The 22029-nt window shown below is 54.9% G+C and carries 21 protein-coding genes and 1 pseudogene; 14 read left to right on the top strand and 8 right to left on the bottom strand.

Going from position 1 to position 22029, the window contains the following annotated elements; all coding sequences use genetic code 11:
* Positions 1–62 precede the first annotated feature (62 nt).
* Positions 63–548, top strand: a complete 486-nt coding sequence (locus tag AC2D8P_RS13310; RefSeq protein WP_484703273.1) for a redoxin family protein — start codon at positions 63–65, stop codon at positions 546–548.
* Positions 549–583: 35 nt separating this feature from the next.
* Here AC2D8P_RS13310 and AC2D8P_RS13305 read toward each other — a convergent pair whose 3' ends face one another.
* The 5 genes from AC2D8P_RS13305 to AC2D8P_RS13285 are packed head-to-tail and all read right to left on the bottom strand — an operon-like array spanning position 584 to position 4141.
* The gene (locus tag AC2D8P_RS13305; RefSeq protein WP_484703272.1) at positions 584–1357 is read right to left on the bottom strand and encodes a mechanosensitive ion channel family protein; all 774 of its coding nucleotides are present in this window, start codon (positions 1355–1357) and stop codon (positions 584–586) included.
* A gap of 32 nt (positions 1358–1389) precedes the next feature.
* Positions 1390–1686 carry a 4a-hydroxytetrahydrobiopterin dehydratase gene (locus AC2D8P_RS13300; protein ID WP_484703271.1) on the bottom strand — a complete coding sequence of 99 codons (297 nt, stop codon included), beginning with the start codon at positions 1684–1686 and terminating at the stop codon, positions 1390–1392.
* 2 nt (positions 1687–1688) lie between these two features.
* Entirely contained in the window at positions 1689–2867 is a 1179-nt protein-coding gene (locus tag AC2D8P_RS13295; protein ID WP_484703270.1) for a GNAT family N-acetyltransferase, read from the bottom strand.
* A gap of 45 nt (positions 2868–2912) precedes the next feature.
* Entirely contained in the window at positions 2913–3683 is a 771-nt protein-coding gene (locus AC2D8P_RS13290) for a glycerophosphodiester phosphodiesterase family protein (protein WP_484703269.1), read from the bottom strand.
* Positions 3680–4141 carry a RidA family protein gene (locus AC2D8P_RS13285; RefSeq protein ID WP_484703268.1) on the bottom strand — a complete coding sequence of 154 codons (462 nt, stop codon included), beginning with the start codon at positions 4139–4141 and terminating at the stop codon, positions 3680–3682. Before AC2D8P_RS13285 ends, AC2D8P_RS13290 begins: the two co-directional genes overlap by 4 nt.
* Before the next feature lie 258 nt (positions 4142–4399).
* Between AC2D8P_RS13285 and AC2D8P_RS13280 the strand changes: the two genes are divergently transcribed.
* A complete protein-coding gene (locus AC2D8P_RS13280) occupies positions 4400–5170 on the top strand; it encodes an MlaA family lipoprotein (RefSeq protein ID WP_484703267.1) in 771 nt (256 codons plus the stop codon).
* The gene (locus tag AC2D8P_RS13275) at positions 5160–5765 is read left to right on the top strand and encodes an MlaC/ttg2D family ABC transporter substrate-binding protein (protein WP_484703266.1); all 606 of its coding nucleotides are present in this window, start codon (positions 5160–5162) and stop codon (positions 5763–5765) included. The genes AC2D8P_RS13280 and AC2D8P_RS13275 overlap by 11 nt, the downstream gene beginning before the upstream one ends.
* Positions 5766–5785: 20 nt before the next feature.
* Here the strand turns inward: AC2D8P_RS13275 and AC2D8P_RS13270 are convergent, their stop codons facing one another.
* Entirely contained in the window at positions 5786–5974 is a 189-nt protein-coding gene (locus tag AC2D8P_RS13270; RefSeq protein WP_484703265.1) for a DUF1674 domain-containing protein, read from the bottom strand.
* A 78-nt stretch (positions 5975–6052) separates the two neighbouring features.
* Here AC2D8P_RS13270 and AC2D8P_RS13265 point away from each other — a divergent pair, with 78 nt between their 5' ends.
* The 11 genes from AC2D8P_RS13265 to pdeM all read left to right on the top strand — a co-directional run bounded on the left by AC2D8P_RS13265 (position 6053) and on the right by pdeM (position 20852).
* On the top strand, positions 6053–7324 hold the full coding sequence (locus AC2D8P_RS13265) for an RsmB/NOP family class I SAM-dependent RNA methyltransferase (RefSeq protein WP_484703264.1): 1272 nt from the start codon (positions 6053–6055) through the stop codon (positions 7322–7324).
* Positions 7325–7476: 152 nt separating this feature from the next.
* Positions 7477–9189 (top strand): heparinase II/III family protein, encoded by a 1713-nt coding sequence (locus AC2D8P_RS13260; protein ID WP_484703263.1) that lies wholly within the window; start codon positions 7477–7479, stop codon positions 9187–9189.
* A gap of 22 nt (positions 9190–9211) precedes the next feature.
* Positions 9212–10801 (top strand): bifunctional phosphoribosylaminoimidazolecarboxamide formyltransferase/IMP cyclohydrolase, encoded by a 1590-nt coding sequence (purH, locus tag AC2D8P_RS13255; protein WP_484703262.1) that lies wholly within the window; start codon positions 9212–9214, stop codon positions 10799–10801.
* A gap of 9 nt (positions 10802–10810) precedes the next feature.
* Positions 10811–11269 (top strand): signal peptidase II, encoded by a 459-nt coding sequence (gene lspA, locus AC2D8P_RS13250; protein ID WP_484703261.1) that lies wholly within the window; start codon positions 10811–10813, stop codon positions 11267–11269.
* A gap of 53 nt (positions 11270–11322) precedes the next feature.
* Complete coding sequence (locus AC2D8P_RS13245; RefSeq protein WP_484703260.1) at positions 11323–11856, top strand: DUF3035 domain-containing protein; 534 nt, start codon at positions 11323–11325, stop codon at positions 11854–11856.
* 90 nt (positions 11857–11946) lie between these two features.
* Positions 11947–13302: a M16 family metallopeptidase gene (locus AC2D8P_RS13240; protein WP_484703259.1), complete on the top strand. Its 1356-nt coding sequence runs from the start codon at positions 11947–11949 to the stop codon at positions 13300–13302.
* Entirely contained in the window at positions 13299–14600 is a 1302-nt protein-coding gene (locus AC2D8P_RS13235; RefSeq protein WP_484703258.1) for a M16 family metallopeptidase, read from the top strand. Before AC2D8P_RS13240 ends, AC2D8P_RS13235 begins: the two co-directional genes overlap by 4 nt.
* Before the next feature lie 54 nt (positions 14601–14654).
* Positions 14655–16511, top strand: coding sequence for a DNA mismatch repair endonuclease MutL (gene mutL, locus AC2D8P_RS13230; RefSeq protein ID WP_484703257.1), 1857 nt, complete (start codon positions 14655–14657; stop codon positions 16509–16511).
* Entirely contained in the window at positions 16508–17665 is a 1158-nt protein-coding gene (locus AC2D8P_RS13225) for a DNA recombination protein RmuC (RefSeq protein WP_484703256.1), read from the top strand. Before mutL ends, AC2D8P_RS13225 begins: the two co-directional genes overlap by 4 nt.
* A 98-nt stretch (positions 17666–17763) precedes the next feature.
* Complete coding sequence (locus AC2D8P_RS13220) at positions 17764–20172, top strand: ligase-associated DNA damage response DEXH box helicase (protein ID WP_484703255.1); 2409 nt, start codon at positions 17764–17766, stop codon at positions 20170–20172.
* Positions 20169–20852, top strand: a complete 684-nt coding sequence (pdeM, locus tag AC2D8P_RS13215; RefSeq protein ID WP_484703254.1) for a ligase-associated DNA damage response endonuclease PdeM — start codon at positions 20169–20171, stop codon at positions 20850–20852. The genes AC2D8P_RS13220 and pdeM overlap by 4 nt, the downstream gene beginning before the upstream one ends.
* Here the strand turns inward: pdeM and AC2D8P_RS13210 are convergent.
* Together AC2D8P_RS13210 and AC2D8P_RS13205 are read right to left on the bottom strand one after the other, a co-directional pair.
* Positions 20843–21583 (bottom strand): LytTR family DNA-binding domain-containing protein, encoded by a 741-nt coding sequence (locus tag AC2D8P_RS13210; protein WP_484703253.1) that lies wholly within the window; start codon positions 21581–21583, stop codon positions 20843–20845. The genes pdeM and AC2D8P_RS13210 overlap by 10 nt on opposite strands.
* A gap of 158 nt (positions 21584–21741) precedes the next feature.
* Positions 21742–22029 (bottom strand): annotated as a pseudogene (locus AC2D8P_RS13205) (bifunctional methylenetetrahydrofolate dehydrogenase/methenyltetrahydrofolate cyclohydrolase); the annotation flags it as partial.

The raw sequence follows: 22029 nt of genomic DNA, 5'->3' as shown, positions 1-22029 counted from the left end.
CCATCATGGGGGACCCTATATGCCAGTGTATTGTAAATGCAATCGCGCAAAGGGACATCCAGATGCCAATTTCTGTCGGAAACGAACTACCAGACGTGCAGTTACTAAGGCGAGAGGGCGATGGTATTGGGCGCGTGAACCTTCACGATCTGTTGGCAAATCGAAAGGTCATTCTGTTCACCGTACCGGGTGCGTATACACGCAGTTGTACAGCGATCCATGTTCCGAGTTACATCAACGAAAAAGAGGCTCTGAACAACAAGGGCATCGAAGATATCATCTGTGTTTCGGTCAATGATCCTTTCGTGATGGATGCGTGGGCCGATGCCACCGGGGGTAAGGCCGCAGGCCTAACATTTTTAGCCGACTCCGGCGGAGATTTCGCAAAAGCCATCGGAAGGAACTATGACTACGAACCCGACGGAATGTTCAACCGTTGCCGCAGACTTGCGGCGCTGGTCGACAATGGCGTCGTCCAACATCTGCTGGAAGATCAACCCGGGCAGTGCACGATGTCTGTCGCCCGCGAAATGCTGGATTTGCTCTGAACAGGGTTAGCGCCCCAAAACGGGGCGCTATAAACTTATACGGATTTGGTAATCTCGATCTGCGTCGGGAAGGGTATATCGATCCCACCTTTGTCAAACGCCTCTTTGACAGACCGGGTCATATCAAACTTCAGGTTCCAGTATTCAGACGCGTCGCACCAGACACGCAACGTGAAATCAACGGAACTGTCGCCCAAGTTGGTCACCTTGACGAACGGCTCTGGGTCGGAATGAACGCGTTCATCCGCCTTGATGCAATCGCGAAGAATTTTCTCTGCTTTCTTCAAATCGCTATCATATGACACGCCAAACACCATGTCGCAGCGACGGGTGTCATAGTGTGAATAGTTGGTGATTGCGGAAGAAAAAATATCCCCATTGGGCACGATTATTTTGACATGATCTGGGGTTGTCAGTTCGGTGGTGAACAAGGTCACGGCATCAACAGTGCCTGATTCCCCACCGGCGGTGATATAGTCACCCACCTTGAACGGGCGAAACGCCACCAAAAGAACACCTGCGGCCAAATTGGACAACGATCCCTGTAACGCCAGCCCAATCGCCAAACCAGCCGCACCAACAATCGCGGCAAGCGATGTGGTTTCAATTCCAAAGCGACCGAGGATAAATATCCCGGCAAAAGCAACAATCGCCCAACGGGCAATACTGCCAAGAAAATTCGCAAGCGTCGGATCAAATTTTTCGTGCTGCTCGGGCAACCTTTCGATCTTGGACTTTACGACACTGCTGCCCCAAAATGCCACGATTGCGATTACCATTGCGTAGGCAATATTAACGACAAGACTCATTGTTACTCTCTCAGTTTACTTAACCATCAGGCCTATTCGGCCAGTGCATCCATTTTGCGCGCCAGTTTGATATCCAGCGCGCTCAGACCACCTACATCATGCGTCGATAAAGTTACAGTGGTCCGATTGTAAACATTTTCCCATTCCGGGTGGTGGTTCCACTTTTCTGCGCAGATGGCGCATCGGGTCATCCACCCAAACGCCTCTACGAAGTTTCTGAACTTGAAAGTCTTTGTGATCGCATCTCGACCGGCGATCATTTCCCATCCGTTTCCAACGAGCAAAGGCAGTTCCGTTTGCCGCAGAACATCATCCAATTTGTCTGTCACATCTACTCCTCCGCAATCACATGTTTGAAAGGTCCGAAACTGGTCAACACCTCTATATCACTATCAACAGCCTTGCGCTCCGCTCTTAGATATTCTTGGACCGCATCGCGAAATCCCTGATCTGCAATCCAATGCAACGAATGCGTGGCAACCGGCATATATCCGCGCGCGAGCTTGTGTTCCCCCTGCGCACCTGCTTCGACGCGCACAAAACCCTTTTCGATCGCTACCTCGATCGCTTGATAGTAGCACAGTTCGAAATGCAGACACGGATGATGTTCGATACATCCCCAATAGCGCCCGTAAAGCGACTCTCGACCCATAAAGTTCAATGCGCCCGCGACCCAACGACCATTTCGTTCGGCAAGGATCAGAAGAATATCATCCCGCAATTCAGACTGTGCCAGATCAAAAAAATTTCGTGTTAGGTAAGGATGACCCCACTTTCGAGCTCCGGTATCCTGATAAAACTGCCAAAACGCCTCCCAGTGTTCGGGTTCAATGTCTTCACCGGTCAGGTGGTGAATGGTTCCCCCAAAGCTTGCCGCAGTTTCACGTTCTTTGCGTATGTTTTTTCGTTTACGCGATGAAAGTGTGGATAAGAAATCGTCGAATGATCTGTAGTCGGCATTGGACCAGTGAAACTGTTGGCCGATGCGATGCAATAGCCCGATTTGTTTTCCGATCTCTGCTTCTTCTTTGGTGCAAAATGTAACATGCGCCGATGACAATTGGTGCTCCACCCCCAATTGCACCATTCCCTGAACCAGCGCGGAAATACTTGCCGGGCCGGTTCGTGGTTTGGTGAGGAACCGCCTGCCGGTGACTGGGGTAAACGGCACAGCCAACTGAAGTTTCGGATAATATCGACCGCCGGCACGCTCATAAGCATGAGCCCAACTATGATCAAAAATATACTCTCCCTGGCTGTGACCCTTGGCATAAAGCGGCGCAACGGCGATGGCCTCTGAGCGATCTCGCGCAATCAGATATCGCGGTTCCCACCCCGTCCCCGGCCCAACTGAACCGCTGTCTTCGAGCGCTGACAAAAACCGATAGGTTGTGAAGGGATCAACGGGTCGGGATCCGTCGGCGGCCTCCGGACAGGCACAGGCATCCCATTCCTGCGCCGAAATTTCGCGCAAGGAGCCGACAATTTCAATCTCGATCTGATCTTTCATTCTTCGCCCCCGACCTTTCTTAAATCAGGTTCGAATGACCGAAATTCAAGCGCTTACACCTTTTGGCAAGTATCCCTCAAAGGTTACATTATCAGCTATGCGCCTTGCACGCTCTTCCTGTTTAACATTTCGGATGGTCCAACACAGGATCGGCACCCCCTGATCTTTCAATTTTGAAACGACTGGGCGGTCGAGGTCGCTGGCCTCATGGCTAACAAATGATGCACCAACACGTTTGAAATCGCCAATCTGTTTTAACTCATCCCGTCTGGATTGCGGAATGATCTCAACATCTGCCCCTGCCCAGCTTTCTGTTGTAAGACCCCTAGGAATCTCTGGGGCATATTTTGCCAATGCCGCGACAGAATGCGGGTTGAAGGACATCACCGCAACGGGGCCTGTGTATCCATTTAGGACTCTGGCCACTTCTCGTTCCAAAGGACCAACATTGGGGCCCATGGCACCATCCTGATCCTTTATCTCGATCAGAAGCGGGACCTGACCATCCACAACTTCCAAAAACTCGGCCAAAGTTGGGATGGATTCATTGTTGCCCAGCAGTTCTATCACTGAAAGCTCAGCAGAATTGCGAGTCTGGATTGCAACTGGGTTTCCGGTCAGACGGTTCATGTCATAGTCATGAAAAACCATCGGGACCCAGTCACGCGAGGCCTGAATATCCAGTTCGATGCCATAGCCAGCCGCAATCGCGGCTTTGGCAGCCGCGATCGAGTTTTCAGGCCGCCCATCGCGAACATCATGAAGCCCGCGATGGGCAATCGGCGTGGTCAGAAATACATCTGGTAGTGTGGTCATCTGATCTGAAACACACCATCAATTTCCACTGCAACGCCAAACGGAAGTGATGGCGCACTCACTGCAGCACGCGCATGTTTCCCGGCATCGCCAAGCGCTTCGCCGATAAAATCAGACGCCCCGTTGATCACTTTCGGTTGCTCTGCGAATTCCGGCGTTGAATTTACAAAGCCACCCAATTTGACGACACGCACCAGACGATCCAGATCCCCACCACAGGCCGCTTTCACCTGTGCCAACAATGCAATCGCACAGGCCTTTGCAGCGGCGGCGCCCTCTTCGACGGTCATGGTGTCCCCCAGTTTTCCAATGATAAAGCCGTCAGCATTGCTGGATATCTGACCGGAGACAAACACAAGGTCGCCCACGATCACATAAGGTACATAGTTTGCAGCCGGTGCAGGTGCCTCTGGCAAAGTCACGCCCATATCAGCCAAACGAGATTCAAAATTGCTCATTTTATCCTCCAGAATCAGTTGGCAGGACGCTAATCTGAGATGACATATTGCGAAACAGTTATTCGCTTTTGGACCGAGTTTTGAAGTTGGCTCATGAAATACCGTCTGCAATCAACCCCCAAATCAAAGTTTACTGGTATTGAAACACCAAATTGCCAGATAATCACAATTGTGTTCATTCACGGGATTGAACATTGGCTCCGGCTCAGAAATGATTATCTGCATCGATTAAAGCACCATTGAAAAAAGCTGACCATTTTGACAACGAAACTGACCATAAATCCAATCAAGGCAGCGCTGGCTGCCTGTATTGTTGCAACCCTCTCTGGCTGTGCCTCAAACCCCGAAACACCCGACGGCGTGCTTGACCCGTATGAGAGACAAAACCGTGGCGTTCACAATTTTAACGTAGCATTGGATCGGGCACTCGTCGGTCCGGTGGCAGAAACCTATGGCACAACGGTCCCCAGACCAGGACGCAAGGCGATTGCAAATTTTGCCTCTAACCTGGCCCTGCCGGGTAAAGTTGTGAACAATATCCTGCAATTGAATTTCGAAGGCGCAATTCAGAATTCAATGCGGTTCGCGTTCAATAGTACATTCGGTCTCGCGGGCGTGCTCGACATCGCGACCGAAGCAGGCATTCCCGTGGTCGAGGCAGATTTTGGACAGACGCTTTATGTCTGGGGCGTGCCAGAGGGGAATCTGATCTCCATGCCCGTTATCGGGCCTTCCACTGAGCGGCATTTGACCGGTCGGGTGGTCGATTTGTTCACAAATCCGCTCACGTATATCATTGACTCTCCGGACAACTATATCGTGACGGGAACGGCTGTTACATTGTCTGGCGTGGACAACCGGTATGAATATTCTTCGACGATCGAAGCGATCCTCTATGAAAGTGAGGATAGCTATGCCCAAACTCGCCGGCTGTACCTTGACAACCGTCGGCATCAATTGGGTGTAGATACGTCTGAAGAAGAAGCCGACGAAATAGACGCTTTGTTTGAGGATTTATATGGTGAATAATGTATCCCGCCGCACTGCTATGGGCGGAATCTCAGCCCTGGCATTCGTTTCAGTCATTCCGGGTCGTGCCGTCGCGCTGACCACCTCGCAAGCACGCGTGTTGATCGATGACCTTGTTGATGAGGTAAACCGGATTATTAATTCTGGTGCCTCAGAAACGCGGATGTTGCGAGATTTCGAGGCATTGTTCGACAAATATGCCAATACGCAGATCATTGCCCGTCGGGTACTTGGCGCCGATTCACGGTCCATGAGCGATACACAACTCAACACGTTCATTGATGCTTTTGGTGGCTACTTGGCCAGAAAATACGGCAGGCGTTTTCGCGAATTCATTGGCGGCCAAATACTTGTCGAAAAAGCAAGTGCCGTCAAAAGCTGGCATGAGGTGGAGACGACTGTGACGCTTCCGGGCGAATTACCCTTTAGCGTTGTGTTCATGGTGAAAGCCGCAGGCGGCAGAGACTTGTTCTTTGATATGGAAATAGAGGGCATAAGCCTAACCCGTGTGGAACGCGAAGAGATCGGGTCGATGTTTGACGCGCGTGGTCGGGACATTGAGCGATTATCACGTGACTTGCGGTCTCTGGGTTAGCGCCAAGCCTATCTGATTTCTTAGAAATCGACAGCGATGCCCTTTTTCTCCCAATCGCCATAGCGAACGGGTTCTGGCCCATCACGTCCGCCATATTCTTTAGCCATTGCTTGGGATTTGGCTTGCTTTCTGCGCTCCTCAGCTTCCGCCAAGGCGCGTTTTGCAGCCTCTGGCAGGTCATCTGATTTTGCGTCACGGGCATCGGTCATAGCTTGATCCTTGTCGAACGGCATATGCTGATATAGTCCACAGTCTTCATCGGCTGCAACCTGACAGGAGCGGGAAATATGTCGCAAACAGGTCAACCGGCGCGCAAAGCCGCGCTGATACTGATCAACGGCGTTCTGTCTGATCAGCGCCTACTGTCAGATTTGCTGGTTCAAAACCCGGTACTGAACGCTCTCAGTCCGTCTGATAGCGCCCGGGCGCGTCGGCTTGCCATGGAAACGTTGCGCTGGATGGATCGGGCAGACAGGGTATTGGGACGTTACTTGCGCAAAATGCCACCCTTGCCGGTGATGAACATTCTGCGCCTTGCTGTCATAGAGATATGTCAAAATGGCGAAGCACCTCACGGTGTCGTGCACGATGCGGTATCGCTGACCAAAGCTGCCAAAGCGCCCGGAAAACTGGCAGGTCTGGTAAATGCAACATTGCGCAAAGTCGCGACCGAAGCCCCCGAACTCTGGCCAGGGTTACCCCTGCCCCAACTGCCCAAATGGCTCCGAAAACAATTGATCACCGCTTATGGCAAACAAACGGTAACGCAGATCGAAGCAGCGCACAGCGAGACCGCCCCTTTGGACCTTACGCCCAAAGATGGAAACACCGACAAGCTAGCGGCCTTGGTTGGTGGCACTGCCCTGCCAAACGGCTCAGTTCGGTTGACCTCCTCGGTTCAGGTCAGTGCGCTGCCCGGATATACCGAAGGAGACTGGTGGATTCAGGATGCCGCCGCGGCGATGCCGGTTCACCTGCTAAATCCGCGACCCGGAGAGACCATTCTCGATCTGTGCGCCGCACCCGGCGGCAAAACCATGCAACTGGCTGCAGCAGGTGCGAATGTTGTTGCATTGGATCAGTCCAAGGATCGCCTGAAACGTGTTCATGAAAACTTGGCGCGAACAGGATTAGAGGCAACCGTCGTTCATTCCGACGCGCTGAACCACAAAGGCGAATATGACGCAATCCTTCTGGATGCACCGTGTTCTGCAACGGGCACCATTCGACGCCATCCTGATCTGCCTCATCTAAAATCATCCCAAGCGGTTGATGAGCTGATCGACATTCAAGCAAGAATGCTGGACCACGCGGGAACACTGCTACGCTCGGGTGGCCGAATGGTTTACTGCACGTGCTCGCTGTTGCCGCAGGAGGGCGAAACACAAATCGCTGATTTCTTGGATCGCAATCCGAAATTCAGTATTGAGCCCACTGTGCTGTCTTGGATTGAAGAGAACTGGCGCTCTCCCTTGGGCGGTATTCGTCTGCGTCCGGATTACTGGGCAAGTATCGGCGGCATGGATGGCTTCTATATGGCGTGTCTTCGCAAATCATAATCAAAGTTCGAATTCGCCGATGACAGAGCCCGCACCCCATCGTATGATTTACACAACTACATCTAAGTTGGGCAACACGAACTGAGGGCTCTTGAATGTGAGCCGGGATGGGGCAGATTTTGACGGGCACACCACCTCTGTCAGAGAGGGCAATGCACCTTATCAACCGGTTTCAGCTTTGGCAGGCATCTTTTGCCAAGGCAGCAGCTGGATTTGTATCACAACCAGAACCGCGAACAATCGGGTCATTTGCCAAAGGCCGACAGCTGATCGCCGGAAATTTTCTGTTCGCTGGGTTTCTGGTTGAGGTCCCTGAAGGCTCAATCTGGAGCTTGCCGATGCCCGACCCAAAGTTCGAGGAAGAGCTTCACGGTTTTGTCTGGCTGGATGATTTGGCGGCCGTCGGCAGCTATGCGGCACGACTGAAGGCCCAAGCATGGACGCAGGAATGGATCACCAAATATGGAACCGGTAATGGGCCCGGGTGGACGGCTGATCTAACAGGGCGGCGTCTGATCCGGTGGATCAATCATGCTTTGTTTCTGATGAATGGGCAGAAATCCTCAGCATCTGATCTGTATTTCAAATCGCTTGGAAAACAGGTGGTCTACCTTTCGCGACGCTGGAAGTCGGCATCCAGCGGGTTACCAAGATTTGAGGCCCTGACTGGGCTGATCTATGCGGGGCTCGCGCTTCAGGGCATGGAACGATTGATCGACCCTGCACTGGAGGCATTTAATCAAGACTGCCGGTCAGAAATCGATGAGCATGGCGGTATCCCCAACCGAAACCCCGAAGATTTGTTGGAAGTGTTCACGTTGCTGACATGGGCCGCTTTGGCGCTCAACCAAGCCGGCAGGACGCCCTCCCCTGATCATATAGCGGCGATCGAGCGAATTGCGCCTGCACTACGCGCTCTGCGACATGCCGATGGCGGTTTGGCACGGTTCCATGGGGGTGGGCGAGGTTTGGAGGGGCGGCTGGATCACGCTTTGGCAAGCTCTGGCACACGATCCCATCAAACAGATGGGCTTGCCATGGGTTATGCGCGCATGTCGGGCGGGCGAACAACCATGGTGGTGGATAACAGCCCGCCTCCATCAGGTCGAAATTCACACAACGCGCATGCCTCAACACTTGCGTTTGAACTAACATCAGGCCGGCGGCCACTGATCGTGAATTGCGGATCGGGTAGCGACTTCGGCCCGTCCTGGCGGCGCGCGGGCAGAGCGACTCCGTCACACTCCACCCTTGGCTTGGAAGGCGTGTCATCGTCACGATTGGGGAATGCAACATCGACGGGTGATCGATCTGAGGAATTGCTGACCTCACGACCGGGCCACGTGACGTGCGAACAGGACCGAACATCCTATGGTTCGGCACTTCTGAGTACACATGACGGATATCGACGCAGCCATGGCCTGCTACATGCACGCAAGCTGGACCTAAGTGCAGATGGCCGAACGCTGGATGGCGAAGATACTCTGGCGGCGCTGGAACCGTCGGATAAGAACCGGTTTGATCTGATGATGGATCGAAGCCAACTGCAAGGGATCGCATACTCCATCAGGTTCCACCTGCATCCCGATGTTGATGCCACGTTGGATCTTGGCGGAACCGCAGTGTCGATGGCCCTAAAAAGCGGAGAGATCTGGATTTTACGCCATGATGGCTATGCCGAGCTCCAACTGGCACCTTCTGTTTACCTCGAAAAAAATCGTCTGAAACCACGTGCGACGAAACAAGTGGTTCTATCTGCCCGCATAGTAGAGTATTCGAGCCGCGTAACTTGGTCGCTGGCCAAGGCGCAGGAAACACCAAGTGCCCTGCGCGATCTGGAAACCAGTGACCTGATGGCCCGTTGAGCAACCAAAGAGACCCTTCCATATGACCAACCTCGCCCCCCTGCGCCGCGCCCTGATTTCTGTTTCCGACAAAACCGGGTTGATAGAACTTGGCACCGAATTGACCAAACGCGGGGTGGAAATTTTATCTACCGGTGGCTCCGCAGGTGCGCTGCGTGATGCAGGAATAACCGTCACCGATGTCGCTGATGTCACGGGCTTTCCTGAAATGATGGATGGGCGGGTTAAAACCCTGCACCCCAAGGTGCATGGTGGCCTTCTGGCTTTGCGCGACAATGCCGATCATGTAGCGGCAATGAAAACGCACGGTATCGGCGCGATCGATCTGCTTGTCGTAAATTTGTACCCGTTCGAGGAAACCGTGGCCAAGGGCGCAGACTACGACACCTGCATTGAAAACATCGATATCGGCGGCCCTGCAATGATTCGGGCTGCTGCTAAAAACCATTCCTTTGTCAGCGTCGTTGTTGATGTGGAGGATTACGATGCCTTGTTGACGGAGTTAGATGCAAACGAGGGGCAAACCACGCTTCCCTTCCGCCAGCGGCTTGCCCAGATTGCCTATGCACGGACTGGTGCCTACGATGCTGCTGTATCAACATGGATGGCTGGTGCAATTGGCGAAACCACGCCGCGCCGCAGGGTCTTTGCCGGACATGTTTCACAATCTTTGCGCTATGGGGAAAACCCGCATCAATCGGCGGCCTTCTACACCGATGGCAGTGCCCGTCCCGGTGTTGCAACAGCCGTTCAGCATCAGGGCAAGGCGTTGAGCTACAACAACATCAATGACACGGATGCAGCATACGAGTTGGTTGCAGAGTTTGATCCTTCTGAAAGTGCTGCATGCGCGATAATCAAACACGCCAACCCTTGTGGTGTAGCACGGGGCGGCAATTTGCAAGAGGCATACACGAAAGCATTTGATTGTGACCGCACTTCTGCATTTGGCGGTATCGTGGCGCTGAACCAACCGCTGGATGCCGCCACGGCCGAAGAAATTACCTGTATCTTCACCGAAGTTGTCATCGCCCCCGGCGCAAGTGATGAAGCCAAGCAAATCTTTGCTGCGAAAAAGAACCTGCGCCTTCTGACTACCGACAGTTTGCCGGTGCCCGGCCAGCCAATCACTGCGTACAAACAAGTTGCCGGCGGATTGTTGGTGCAGGACAAGGATATTGGACATATCGGACTGGACGATCTTAAAGTGGTGACCAAACGTGCCCCAACAGGCGCAGAATTGCGTGACCTCTTGTTTGCCTGGAATGTGGCCAAACATGTCAAATCCAATGCCATCGTCTATGTAAAAGACCAGGCCACAGTGGGTGTTGGTGCCGGTCAGATGAGCCGACTGGACAGTGCAAACATCGCGGCTGCCAAGGCGCTGCGCATGGCCGATGCTTTGGGCCTGGAACAAAGTCCCGCCATCGGATCAGCCGTTGCCTCTGACGCATTTTTCCCTTTCGCCGATGGTTTACTGGAGGCCGCCGCCGCGGGTGCGACCTCTGTCATTCAGCCAGGTGGTTCGATGCGCGATGATGATGTGATCAAGGCCGCGGACGAGGCCGGATTGGCGATGGTCTTTACCGGCATGCGTCATTTCCTTCATTAAGGGCATTGTATGAAACCATTATTCTGGGCCGCACTTGCGACATTTCTACTGGATCAACTGACAAAGCTTCTGGTGGTTCATGCACTGAATTTGAAGGAACTGGGTAGCATAGATGTGCTGTCCCCGATTCTAAATTTTCGGATGGCTTGGAATTATGGCATCAATTTTGGCCTGTTCGACACATCAAGATGGTTGTTGATCATCATCGCCTTGGCCATCTGCACATGGGTATTTGTTTGGATGTACAGGGGGGAACATCGGCCGATCGCATATGTCTCCTCGGGCATTTTGATCGGCGGTGCCTTGGGTAATGTCCTTGATCGTTTTATCTATGGTGCCGTTGCCGATTTTCTGAACATGTCATGCTGTGGGATTGATAACCCATATGCGTTCAACGTCGCCGACATTGCCATCTTCGTTGGGGCATTTGGATTAATCTTGTTTACACCGGATAAGAAGACCCCGTGACGCGCCCACCGGGATGCGCTATGGAACATCTAAATTAGATTAGGGAGCGCTCGATGCACAAGGTGTTTAGCGGATTTACCATTTTGGCAGTGGTTGCTGTGGCGTTGTCTGCATGTGGCAACCGAAACAAAGAGCCCAATCTGGCGAATTTCCCCAGAACAAAAACACCTGACGAATTCACAGTTCTGCCCAACAAGCCGTTGGAAGCACCAGAAACCTATGCCGCTTTGCCGACACCAACCCCTGGCGGTGGAAATCGCATTGATCCGACCCCAACATCTGATGCAATTGCAGCACTTGGCGGTCAGCCACAAATCGTTGCGCGGGACGGAAGCATTGATAGCGATGGTGGTTTGGTGAACTTTGCATCCCGCTTCGGACGCCAGGCCGATATCCGTCAGGTTCTCGCTGTTGAGGATCTTGAATACCGCCGTGATAATGACGGAAGGCTGCTTGAGCGTTGGTTCAACTTAAATATCTATTTCAAGGCCTATCGTGACCAATCTCTTGACCAACATGCGGAGCTTTTGCGGCTACGCAGGCTGGGCATCTGGACGCCAGCCGCCCCTCCCGACCCGGAAGGTTGACCACGGAATGTCACAAAGGTGTTTGTCGGCTTGAACCGACAATTTTCGGGGTTACATTTGCCCAAAGCAGTATCGCGGTTAGGAGACTTTATGCCCCGAAAGTTCAGTGCCTTTTTTGGCCGATTGGTGATCCTGATTTTGGTTCCGGCAACGCCAACTTTTGCTGAAACCGTCAGTTCATTCACGCTGGACAACGGGATGGAAATTGTCGTGCTGGAAGATCACCGCGCCCCGGTGGTGGTCAACATCGTTTGGTACAGGGCTGGGTCAGCCGATGAACCGCCGGGTAAGTCCGGAATCGCACATTTTTTGGAACATCTTCTGTTTAAGGGCACGGATGATCTGGCGCCAGGGGAATTTTCTGAAATCGTTGCCGCAAATGGGGGCAGTGACAATGCCTTTACCAGCCGCGATCAGACCGCCTATTTCCAGCGTATCGCGGCAGATCGGCTGGAAATGGTCATCCGGATGGAAGCAGACCGGATGCGCGATTTGCAACTGACCGAAGCGGACATGCTCACCGAACGCGATGTGGTGCTGGAAGAACGGGCGCAAAGGACAGACGGGGATCCTGGTTCTTTATTCGCTGAGCAACGAAATGCAGCGCTCTATCTGAACCATCCCTATTCGGTCCCGGTGATCGGTTGGCGCCACGAGATAGAGAATTTGACGCTGAATGATGCGCTCGATTTTTATCGAACTTTCTACGCGCCCAACAATGCAATCCTGATCGTCGCAGGCGATGTGATGCCCGACGACGTTTACGCATTGGCAAAGGCGCATTTCGGCCCGCTTGAACCTACTGAGGGGTTGGGACCTCGAGAAAGACCTCAGGAACCGCCACAACTGTCTGCGCGTCGCCTGACGATGGAGGATGCTCGCGTCGGACAGCCATACATTGTTCGGAGCTACCTCGCACCAGAACGCGACAGTGGCGCACAAGAAGAGGCCGCCGCGTTGACGATTTTGGCCCAGTTGCTTGGCGGAAGTTCGACAACATCAGTGCTGGCCGGAAAATTGCAGTTTGACAAGCAGATCGCCATTCACAGCGCCGCTTATTATGATGGCACCACCTATGATGATACGAGCTTCACGGTGTTTGTCGTGCCTGCCGAAGGCATTTCCTTGGAAACGGCAGAGGCAGAACTCGATCAGGCAATATCCGAGTTTCTGAATGAGGGCATTGATCCAGAACAGCTGGCACGTGTTAAACAGCAAGCCCGCGCTTCACGCATCTATGCCGATGACAGCGCATCAGGACTGGCGCGGCGCTATGGCAGCGCCTTGACTGCAGGCCTTACGCTTCAAGACATTGAGGATTGGCCAGACATCGTTCAGTCGATCGACGAAGATGATATATTGTCCGCTGCACGGCGCGTGTTTGACACGAAAAAATCCGTGACCGGTTGGTTGACCAAACCAACGTCCGAGGAGGCGACGGAATGATGCGTTTTGCATTTCTGACTCTGATTTGGTTCTCATCGGCACTCCCTGCTTGGACAGAGGTCAACATCCAACCCATCACATCAGAAGGTGGGATCAAAGCTTGGCTTGTCGAAGAGCACACGCTCCCCTTCACAGCGTTGGAAATCCGCTTCAAAGGTGGAGCGGTATTGGACGCCCCCGGCAAGCGTGGCGCCACAAATCTAATGATGGCAACGTTGGAAGAAGGGGCCGGTGATCTGGATGCCCGCGCTTTTGCCACTGCACGCGAAGAATTATCAGCCCACTTTGGGTTCGAGGCTGGCGATGACACGCTCCGAATCTCCGCCCGCTTCCTGTCAGAAAACCGCGATCAGGCGGTGGATTTATTGCGCCTTGCGCTGACGCAACCGCGTTTTGATGACACTGCTGTGGATCGCGTGCGCGCGCAAGTTTTGTCAAATATCCGGTCTAGTGAACAAGACCCAAACAGCATTGCCAGCAAAGCGTTCGATGTCGCGGCTTTTGGTGATCATCCCTATGGCAGTTCGCGCGATGGATCGATCGAAAGCGTAACCGCCCTGACCCGCGAAGATCTGGTCGAAGCCAAAGCAAGAACCATGACTCTTGATCACGTCTATATCGGGGTCGTAGGGGACATAACTGCCGAAGAGCTTGGCACACTTATAGACACCCTCTTAGGCGAGTTGCCTGAGATCGGCGCCCCCTTTCCGGAAGAAATCGCCTTCCAACCCGACGGCGGCGTAGAGGTCATCCCCTTTGACACACCGCAATCGGTTGCTTTGTTCGGCCATGCGGGATTGAAAAGAGAGGACCCCGATTTCTTCGCTGCCTTTGTGATGAACCGCATTCTGGGCGGTGGTGGATTTACGTCTCGCTTGGTCGATGAAATCCGGGAAAAACGTGGGTTAACTTATGGCATCAACACGTTTTTGGTCGATATGGAGATGTCGGAACTCTTCATGGGGCGAGTCGCCTCATCGAATGACACCATAGCCGAGGCGATTGAGTTGGTCCGGATCGAATGGCAACGGATGATCGACGACGGTGTCGGCGCAAAAGAGCTGAAAGACGCCCAAACCTATTTGACCGGCTCCTATCCGCTCAGGTTTGATGGCAATGCGCAGATTGCCAATATCTTGGCGTCGATGCAGCTGCAGGGCTTTGGCATCGACTATATCGCCACACGCAACGATAAGGTTAACGCCGTAACGCAAGACGATATTTTGCGCGTGGCCAGCCGATTGTTGGATCCAGAGGGGCTCTATTTCGTGGTTGTCGGCCAACCAGAAGGTTTGTGAACCATCCCGATTTCCAATAGCAGAATCGACTGAATTCATGCTAAACCTTGTGCCATGACCGCCCTTAACCCCAATATAAGCGAAAATCGACCCGTCATTCGACAGCTCGACGATGCGGCAATCAATCGGATCGCGGCAGGCGAGGTCGTGGAACGCCCCGCGTCTGCGGTGAAAGAGTTGGTAGAGAACGCCATCGATGCGGGGGCACGCCGGATTGATATCGACTATACCGATGGTGGCAAGATACTGATCCGTGTGCGCGATGATGGATGCGGTATGACTACCGAGGACCTGCCCATGGCCTTGTCGCGCCATGCGACATCGAAAATCGACGGATCGGACCTTCTGGATATTCACACATTCGGATTTCGAGGGGAGGCGTTGCCGTCATTGGGTGCCGTCGGACGGCTGACAATCACCTCGCGTTCGTCAGAAGAAGAAGGCGCAAGTCTTTCGGTTTCCGGCGGGCAACTCGGGGTGGTTAGACCGGCAGCGCTGAGCGGTGGAACCATCGTTGAATTGCGTGATCTTTTTTACGCCACACCCGCCCGACTGAAATTCATGCGCACGGATCGGGCAGAGGCGCAAGCAATCAATGATGTAGTTAAACGGCTGGCAATGGCAGAGCCCTTTATCGCATTCAGCCTGCGCGACGTCTCAGGGGACAAACCGCGAGAACTGTTTCGTGCGGATGCGGAAACTGGTGATTTGTTCGATGCCCTGCATGGTCGCTTGCGGCGGATACTTGGATCTGAATTTGCCGAAAACTCAGTTCGGATAGAGGCTGAGCGGGAGGGCATCGGCCTGACAGGCTATGCCGCTCTGCCCACCTATTCGCGCGGATCGGCGGTGCAGCAATTTCTGTTCGTCAATGGCCGCCCTGTCCGCGACAAGTTGTTGATCGGGGCATTGCGTGGTGCGTATTCGGATTTCTTGTCACGAGACCGGCACCCTGCGGCGGCTTTGTTTGTGGATTGCGACCCGCATAAGGTGGATGTGAACGTTCACCCCGCCAAGGCAGAGGTTCGTTTTCGTGATCCCGGACTGGTGCGCGGGTTGATCGTGTCTACCCTGCGGCACGCGTTGGCAGAGGCAGGGCATCGCGCATCATCTACCGTCGCGGATGGCGTTCTCGGCGCCATGCGGGTTGAACCCGCAACATCGCAGACCGCGCGCGTGTATCAGATGGATCGCCCCCGCCAGGGCACTCTGCAAAACGCCTACGCAGTTCAGGCACCACCAATCCAGCAACCCGGGTTTGCCGAAGCGGTCGCCCGGTCAGCCCGTGTGGAAGCCCCTGCTTTAGAAGACGCTGAAACATCTCTTTCCGATCAACCTTTGGGGGCTGCCCGGGCGCAGGTGCATGAAAACTACATCATCGCCCAAACTGCGGATGGAATGGTGATCGTTGATCAACACGCCGCCCATGAGCGGCTGGTCTATGAAAGACTGAAACGCCAAATGGCTGAAAATGGCGTTCGGACACAGGCGCTTTTAATCCCTGAAATTATTGATCTTTCTGAGAGTGACGCCGCGCAAATTCTGGGCCATGCAGATGAGTTGGCTCAGTTGGGCCTGATGCTTGAGCCCTTTGGTCCGGGCACGGTTGCGGTGCGAGAAACCCCGGCGCTGTTGGGGCAGGTGGATGCACGCGCATTGATTTTGGACATCTTGGACGAACTGGCCGATCAGGGCGAAAGTCAGGCCTTACAGTCGCGGTTGGAGGCCATTCTTAGCCGTGTTGCTTGTCATGGGTCTGTCCGCTCGGGGCGTCGGATGAGCGCAGAAGAAATGAATGCGCTTTTGCGCGAAATGGAAGCCACGCCCCATTCCGGCCAATGCAATCACGGCCGCCCCACCTATGTGGAACTGAAACTGAAAGATATCGAAAGGCTGTTTGGCCGCACATGATCCAGATTGCAGGACAAAGCTTTAACTGGACCGACCCGGTGATCCTGATCCCCGGCGGGGCGGTTGTTTTGATCCTGATCCTGCTGCTAGTCGCCATTCGGGCGGTTGGTCGGTCCACTCAAATAACCGCACCATTGTCACATCATATCAATCAGTTGGGACAGCGCGTCCAATCCCTATCCGATGGCCAACAACAGCTCTCCGGCGGCCTGTCCCACGTGGCGGAGGCGCAGGCGAAGGCGCAGACGTCTATGTTGCAGATGATGGAACGGCGCTTGTCGGAGGTGCAGCGGAATATGACCGACAGCCTGCATGGCAGTTCGGTCAAGACCACGCGGTCCCTGACCGAGCTGCAGGAGCGGCTGTCAACCATCGACAAGGCGCAGGCCAATATCGAAAAACTGTCGGGTGACGTGCTGAGCCTGCAGGATATTCTATCGAACAAACAGACCCGTGGGGCCTTTGGCGAAATCCAGCTCAATGACATCGTGACCAAGGCGCTACCGTCGGACAGTTTCAATTTGCAGGCCACGTTATCAAACGGAAAACGGGCTGATTGCCTGATCCATCTGCCCAACCCGCCGGGGCCGATCGTGATCGACAGCAAATTTCCACTGGAAGCCTATGAGGCCTTGCGAAATGCCGGAAATGAACGTGATCTGACCGAGGCAACACGCGCTTTTCGCACCTCGGTCAAGAAACATATCCGCGATATTTCAGAGCGGTACATCATTGAAGGCGAAACCGCCGATGGTGCCCTGATGTTCCTGCCCTCAGAGGCCGTCTATGCCGAACTCCACGCCAATTTCGGCGAATTGGTGCGCGAAGGGTTCGCCGCACGGGTCTGGATCGTGTCACCAACAACCTGCATGGCGACCCTGAACACCATGCGAGCGATCCTGAAAGATGCGCGGATGCGCGAACAGGCCGGTGCCATCAGAATCGCCCTGAAACATCTGCACCGGGATGTGGAACTGATCGGCGAACGGGCCGGAAAACTGGAAACCCATTTGCGCCAAGCCGGTGACGATGTCGGCGGTATCCTGACTGCGGCAACGCGGGCCGGAAAGCGGGCGGAGCGGCTGGATAATTTCGATTTCGAGGAGATCGCCCCTGCGCCCGATGACAGCGTCGTTCCCCTGACCCGACGCTAGAATCGTCTGTCGGTATTACGTCGGTATTGCGACTGCATCACGACGGTGCGAAATTTCAGGTGGTTTTCTTCCCTACTTGCAGCGCCTAACCTCTACCCATGAGCACACTGCCCACCCCATTTTGCGATTGGTTCGATACCCGTGGCTGGTCCATCCATCCGCATCAGGTGGCAATGCTGGACCGCGCCGATGCCCCAGCGCTGATGCTTGTTGCGCCAACTGGCGGGGGTAAGACATTGGCCGGGTTTTTGCCGAGCCTCATAGAATTGGCAGATGGGGAACATCAGGGACTGCACACGCTTTATATTTCTCCGCTCAAGGCGCTGGCCGCGGATATCCGGCGCAACCTGACAACCCCGGTGACAGAGATGGGCTTGCCAATCCGGATCGAGGATCGCACCGGTGACACGCCACAGTCGCGGCGCAAGCGGCAACGGGCCGATCCGCCGCATATCCTGTTGACGACACCCGAAAGCCTTGCGCTGCTTCTGTCCTATGACGATGCCCATCGCACCTTTGCCGGGCTGAAGCGGGTGATTGTGGATGAGATCCACGCCCTGTCAGAATCAAAACGTGGCGATCAGCTGATGCTGTGCCTCAGCCGCTTGCAACGGTTTTGCCCCGCCCTGCGCCGGGTGGGTCTATCTGCCACGGTCGAGGATCCTGCCGCCATTGCCGGGCTTTTGGCGTGCCATCCCGATCCGTGCAAGGTGTTGAACGCCGATCCCGGACCGGACCCGGATATCGCCATGCTGAACCTGCCCGATCCGCCCCCCTGGGCCGGGGGCGGCGGGCGCTATGCGATCCCTGAGGTGTTGGAGGAGATACGAAAGCACAAAACGACCCTGATCTTTCACAACACGCGGGCGCAGGCCGAGATTTTTTTTCACCACCTGTGGTTGGCGAACGAGGACGGCTTGCCCATCGGCATCCACCATGGATCACTGGCGCTGGAACAGCGCAAACGGGTGGAGGCAGCAATGGTGCAGGGAGAGTTGCGCGCGATTGTCTGCACCGGCAGCCTTGATCTGGGGATCGACTGGGGTGATGTCGATCTGGTGATCCAGATCGGCGCACCGAAAAACGTCAAGCGCCTGATCCAGCGCATTGGCCGCGCCAACCACCGGTACAACGCCCCATCCAAGGCGCGGCTGGTGCCTGCCAACCGGTTTGAGGTGATTGAATGCCATGCTGCGCTGGAGGCCGCGCGCGAACACGATCTGGATGGTGATCCACGAGGACCGGGGCCGCGCGACGTGTTGTGCCAGCATATCCTGATTGCCGCCTGCGCGGGCGGGTTTCGGTCGGATGACTTGTTTGCCGAAGTCACCACCTGCGGCGCCTATGCCGATCTGACCCGCGCTGAATTTGACGATTGCCTGAGCTTCTGCGCCACTGGAGGCTATGCGCTGAAACGCTATGACCGTTGGCAGCGGCTCGTAGAACGGGACGGGCACTGGCAGTTGCGTGACCCGCGTTCGGCCAGCCTGATCCGGATGAATCTGGGCACCATTCAGGATGCCGACCTGCTGGCCGTGCGGATGAAAGGTAGCCGGGGCGGCAGGCCACTGGGGGAGGTCGAGGAGGCCTTTGCTGCCTCTTTAACCCCGGGAGACACATTCCTGATCGGCGGTCAGATCGTGCGTTATGAGAGGCTGCGCGAAATGACGGTGGAAGTGTCGAAACGCGGCGGGCGCAAACCCAAAATCGCGGTGTTTTCCGGGACGAAGTTTTCAACCTCCACCCAGCTATCGGCACGGATGCTGCGGATGTTTCGAACGGGGGACTGGAACGCATTGCCCGACCACACACAGGATTGGCTGCGCCTACAGCAGGGTGTGTCGCGTCTACCAGAGGCGGATCGCATATTGGCAGAAACCTTCCCCCATGACGGACGACACCACCTGTGCATCTACGGCTTTTCCGGGCGCAATGCGCAGCAAACACTGGGGCTCTTGCTGACCCAGAGGATGGAGGAAATGGGGCTGGCGCCTTTGGGGTTCGTCTCCAGCGATTACGCGACGTTGATCTGGGGGTTGGAGGAAGTATCTGATCCGGCAGCGCTGTTATCAGCGCAAGGACTGCGAGAGGGGTTTGAAACTTGGCTGTCGGGCAATGCGGTGATGAAACGGACGTTCAAGACCGTCGCCACCATCGCCGGACTGATTGATCGCAATGCCCCCGGGGCGCGGAAATCCGGACGGCAGACGACGTTTTCATCTGATATCCTTTATGACACACTGATGAAATATGACCCGGATCATCTGATGTTGCGTATCACCCGGCAAGAAGCCTTGTGCGGGTTGGTGGATTACGGCCGGATCGAAGAAATGTTGGCACGCACCCGTGGTCGGGTCGATCATGTGGCCGTTGACAGAATTACCCCCTTTGCTGCGCCCTTGTTGTTGGAAGTGGGCAAGGTGCCGATCAAAGGGCAGGCAGAAGAGCGCCTGTTTGCCGAGGCTGCCGAAATACTGTCGACCTCTGGGCTGGAAGGTTTGGGATGAGCAGCGATCTGAACGGGCTCCGGTTTACCTTCTGCGGTGTTGATCTGCTGGCCCTGCCCTCCGGGGCACTGTATCTGCCAGAGGCGCGAACCCTATGCGTGTCGGATCTGCATCTGGGCAAATCCGGGCGGCGGGCACGATTGGGCGGGCTGGCCCTGCCCCCGTATGAAATAGAGGACACGCTAAACCGGTTGGAAACCGATATCCGGGGGACCGAGCCCGCGCGTGTCATCTGCCTGGGCGACAGTTTTGACGACGACGCTGCTGTTGGGGAACTGGAACCGGATCAACGAGATTGGATCATGCGCCTAATGGCGGGACGGCGATGGGTATGGATCGCAGGCAATCACGACCCGGCCCCTATGACATTGGGTGGCAGCCACCTGCAGGAATGCGTCGAATGCGGCCTGACATTCCGCCACATCGCTGATCCCGAGGCAACGTCAGAAATATCCGGCCACTACCACCCCAAAGCTACGATCCACCTTCGCGGGCGGGCCATGACCCAACGCTGTTTTCTACTGGATTCTTCGCGCCTGATCCTGCCTGCCTATGGAAGCTATACAGGCGGTATGCGCAGCAGTGATCGGGCGTTCGCTCGGTTGATGCAGGACGAGGCACGAGCCATTCTGCTGGCCTCGCCACCGATCATGATCCCCATGCCGCGGGGTCACAGATAGCCGGCCTCAACCACATTATGTTGATACTTTTTGCCGATCGGGATCTGCGACCCATCCTTGAGGTGCAAATAACTGCGCGCACCGACAACTTCAACATAGTCAATCGCCTCCCGCATAACCCAATGCGACCGATGCACACAAAACCCATCGATGCCATCGGCGCGCGCCTCCTCTGTCGCGTCGCGCAGGCGCATAAGAAGTTTGTGAACCCCTTTGTCGGTATACACTTCTACATAATGATCACGGGCGGTCATGCGCAGCAACGTCCCCTGTTTATCAACCGGCAAGCGCTGGATCAGGCGGGGGATGTTTGTCTCTTCCACTATCTTCGCATCACCGTTCAGGAACGTACTGACATGGCTGAGGGCACATATGGCGCAGGCCGCAACTGTTGCCTCGATCCGGTGAATATATGACGCCTCGGTAAAGGGGGCAGCACAGCAAAGCGGATAGATCGCAAACATCGTCGAAAACAGAATGCAGAAGCACAAGGCCTTCTGTCGTTCCGACGATCTTGGCAACAAAGATGCAACAATCCGTTTTGCAATCCAAACTTCGATCAGGGCCACGAAAATCACATAGGCCCAAAGCACGAACCGCTCTGGTCGATCCACCTGAGCATATGTCCCGAAAGGACCGGCAACCGTGCTGATCGTCGTCAGCACGACCCAGTATAACGAATATTGAAACAGGGAATGATCCCCGGAAATCCAAGCGGTCGCCTTATTCATGCGGCCTCACATTTACGCTACAAACTAAACAATGTTTACAATTTGCATTTGATTGACTCAAGTCCGGCAACAATATTTGCAACGAAAAACGCCCCAAAACGGTGTTTGGGGCGTTCAAAATAGTCTTAAATATCAAACTGATACCAGAACCCCCCCCTTTAGGCTGTTAGGCCTTCTGGTTCTGGTAGGTTATTTGCGCGGCAGCATGCTGTGACTGTGTTGGCCAGGAGGCATGCGATGGTCATGGGGCCGACGCCGCCGGGGACGGGGGTGATGGCGCCGGCGCGTTGGGAGGCGGAGGCGAAGTCAACATCACCGACTAGGACGTTCTTGCCGTCACGTTCAATGCGGTTGATGCCCACGTCGATGACGGTGGCGCCCTCCTTGATCCAATCGCCGGGGACCATTTCCGGGCGGCCGACGGCGGCCACGACGATATCGGCGCG

It is taken from the genome of Roseovarius sp. YIN77 (assembly GCF_057219155.1).
Note: the sequence above shows the minus strand (reverse complement) of the source record. Positions and strands in the feature narration are given on the sequence as shown.

Excerpts from the sequence above, each read along its gene's own strand:
- AC2D8P_RS13275 (WP_484703266.1), top strand. The coding sequence starts at position 5,160 with ATGGTGAATAATGTATCCCGCCGCACTGCTATGGGCGGAATCTCAGCC.
- AC2D8P_RS13305 (WP_484703272.1), bottom strand. The coding sequence starts at position 1,357 with ATGAGTCTTGTCGTTAATATTGCCTACGCAATGGTAATCGCAATCGTG.
- AC2D8P_RS13245 (WP_484703260.1), top strand. The coding sequence starts at position 11,323 with ATGCACAAGGTGTTTAGCGGATTTACCATTTTGGCAGTGGTTGCTGTG.
- AC2D8P_RS13235 (WP_484703258.1), top strand. The coding sequence starts at position 13,299 with ATGATGCGTTTTGCATTTCTGACTCTGATTTGGTTCTCATCGGCACTC.
- mutL (WP_484703257.1), top strand. The coding sequence starts at position 14,655 with ATGACCGCCCTTAACCCCAATATAAGCGAAAATCGACCCGTCATTCGA.
- AC2D8P_RS13285 (WP_484703268.1), bottom strand. The coding sequence starts at position 4,141 with ATGAGCAATTTTGAATCTCGTTTGGCTGATATGGGCGTGACTTTGCCA.
- pdeM (WP_484703254.1), top strand. The coding sequence starts at position 20,169 with ATGAGCAGCGATCTGAACGGGCTCCGGTTTACCTTCTGCGGTGTTGAT.
- AC2D8P_RS13290 (WP_484703269.1), bottom strand. The coding sequence starts at position 3,683 with ATGACCACACTACCAGATGTATTTCTGACCACGCCGATTGCCCATCGC.
- AC2D8P_RS13225 (WP_484703256.1), top strand. The coding sequence starts at position 16,508 with ATGATCCAGATTGCAGGACAAAGCTTTAACTGGACCGACCCGGTGATC.
- AC2D8P_RS13260 (WP_484703263.1), top strand. The coding sequence starts at position 7,477 with ATGCACCTTATCAACCGGTTTCAGCTTTGGCAGGCATCTTTTGCCAAG.
- AC2D8P_RS13270 (WP_484703265.1), bottom strand. The coding sequence starts at position 5,974 with ATGACCGATGCCCGTGACGCAAAATCAGATGACCTGCCAGAGGCTGCA.
- AC2D8P_RS13240 (WP_484703259.1), top strand. The coding sequence starts at position 11,947 with ATGCCCCGAAAGTTCAGTGCCTTTTTTGGCCGATTGGTGATCCTGATT.
- AC2D8P_RS13220 (WP_484703255.1), top strand. The coding sequence starts at position 17,764 with ATGAGCACACTGCCCACCCCATTTTGCGATTGGTTCGATACCCGTGGC.
- purH (WP_484703262.1), top strand. The coding sequence starts at position 9,212 with ATGACCAACCTCGCCCCCCTGCGCCGCGCCCTGATTTCTGTTTCCGAC.
- lspA (WP_484703261.1), top strand. The coding sequence starts at position 10,811 with ATGAAACCATTATTCTGGGCCGCACTTGCGACATTTCTACTGGATCAA.
- AC2D8P_RS13210 (WP_484703253.1), bottom strand. The coding sequence starts at position 21,583 with ATGAATAAGGCGACCGCTTGGATTTCCGGGGATCATTCCCTGTTTCAA.
- AC2D8P_RS13310 (WP_484703273.1), top strand. The coding sequence starts at position 63 with ATGCCAATTTCTGTCGGAAACGAACTACCAGACGTGCAGTTACTAAGG.
- AC2D8P_RS13295 (WP_484703270.1), bottom strand. The coding sequence starts at position 2,867 with ATGAAAGATCAGATCGAGATTGAAATTGTCGGCTCCTTGCGCGAAATT.
- AC2D8P_RS13265 (WP_484703264.1), top strand. The coding sequence starts at position 6,053 with ATGTCGCAAACAGGTCAACCGGCGCGCAAAGCCGCGCTGATACTGATC.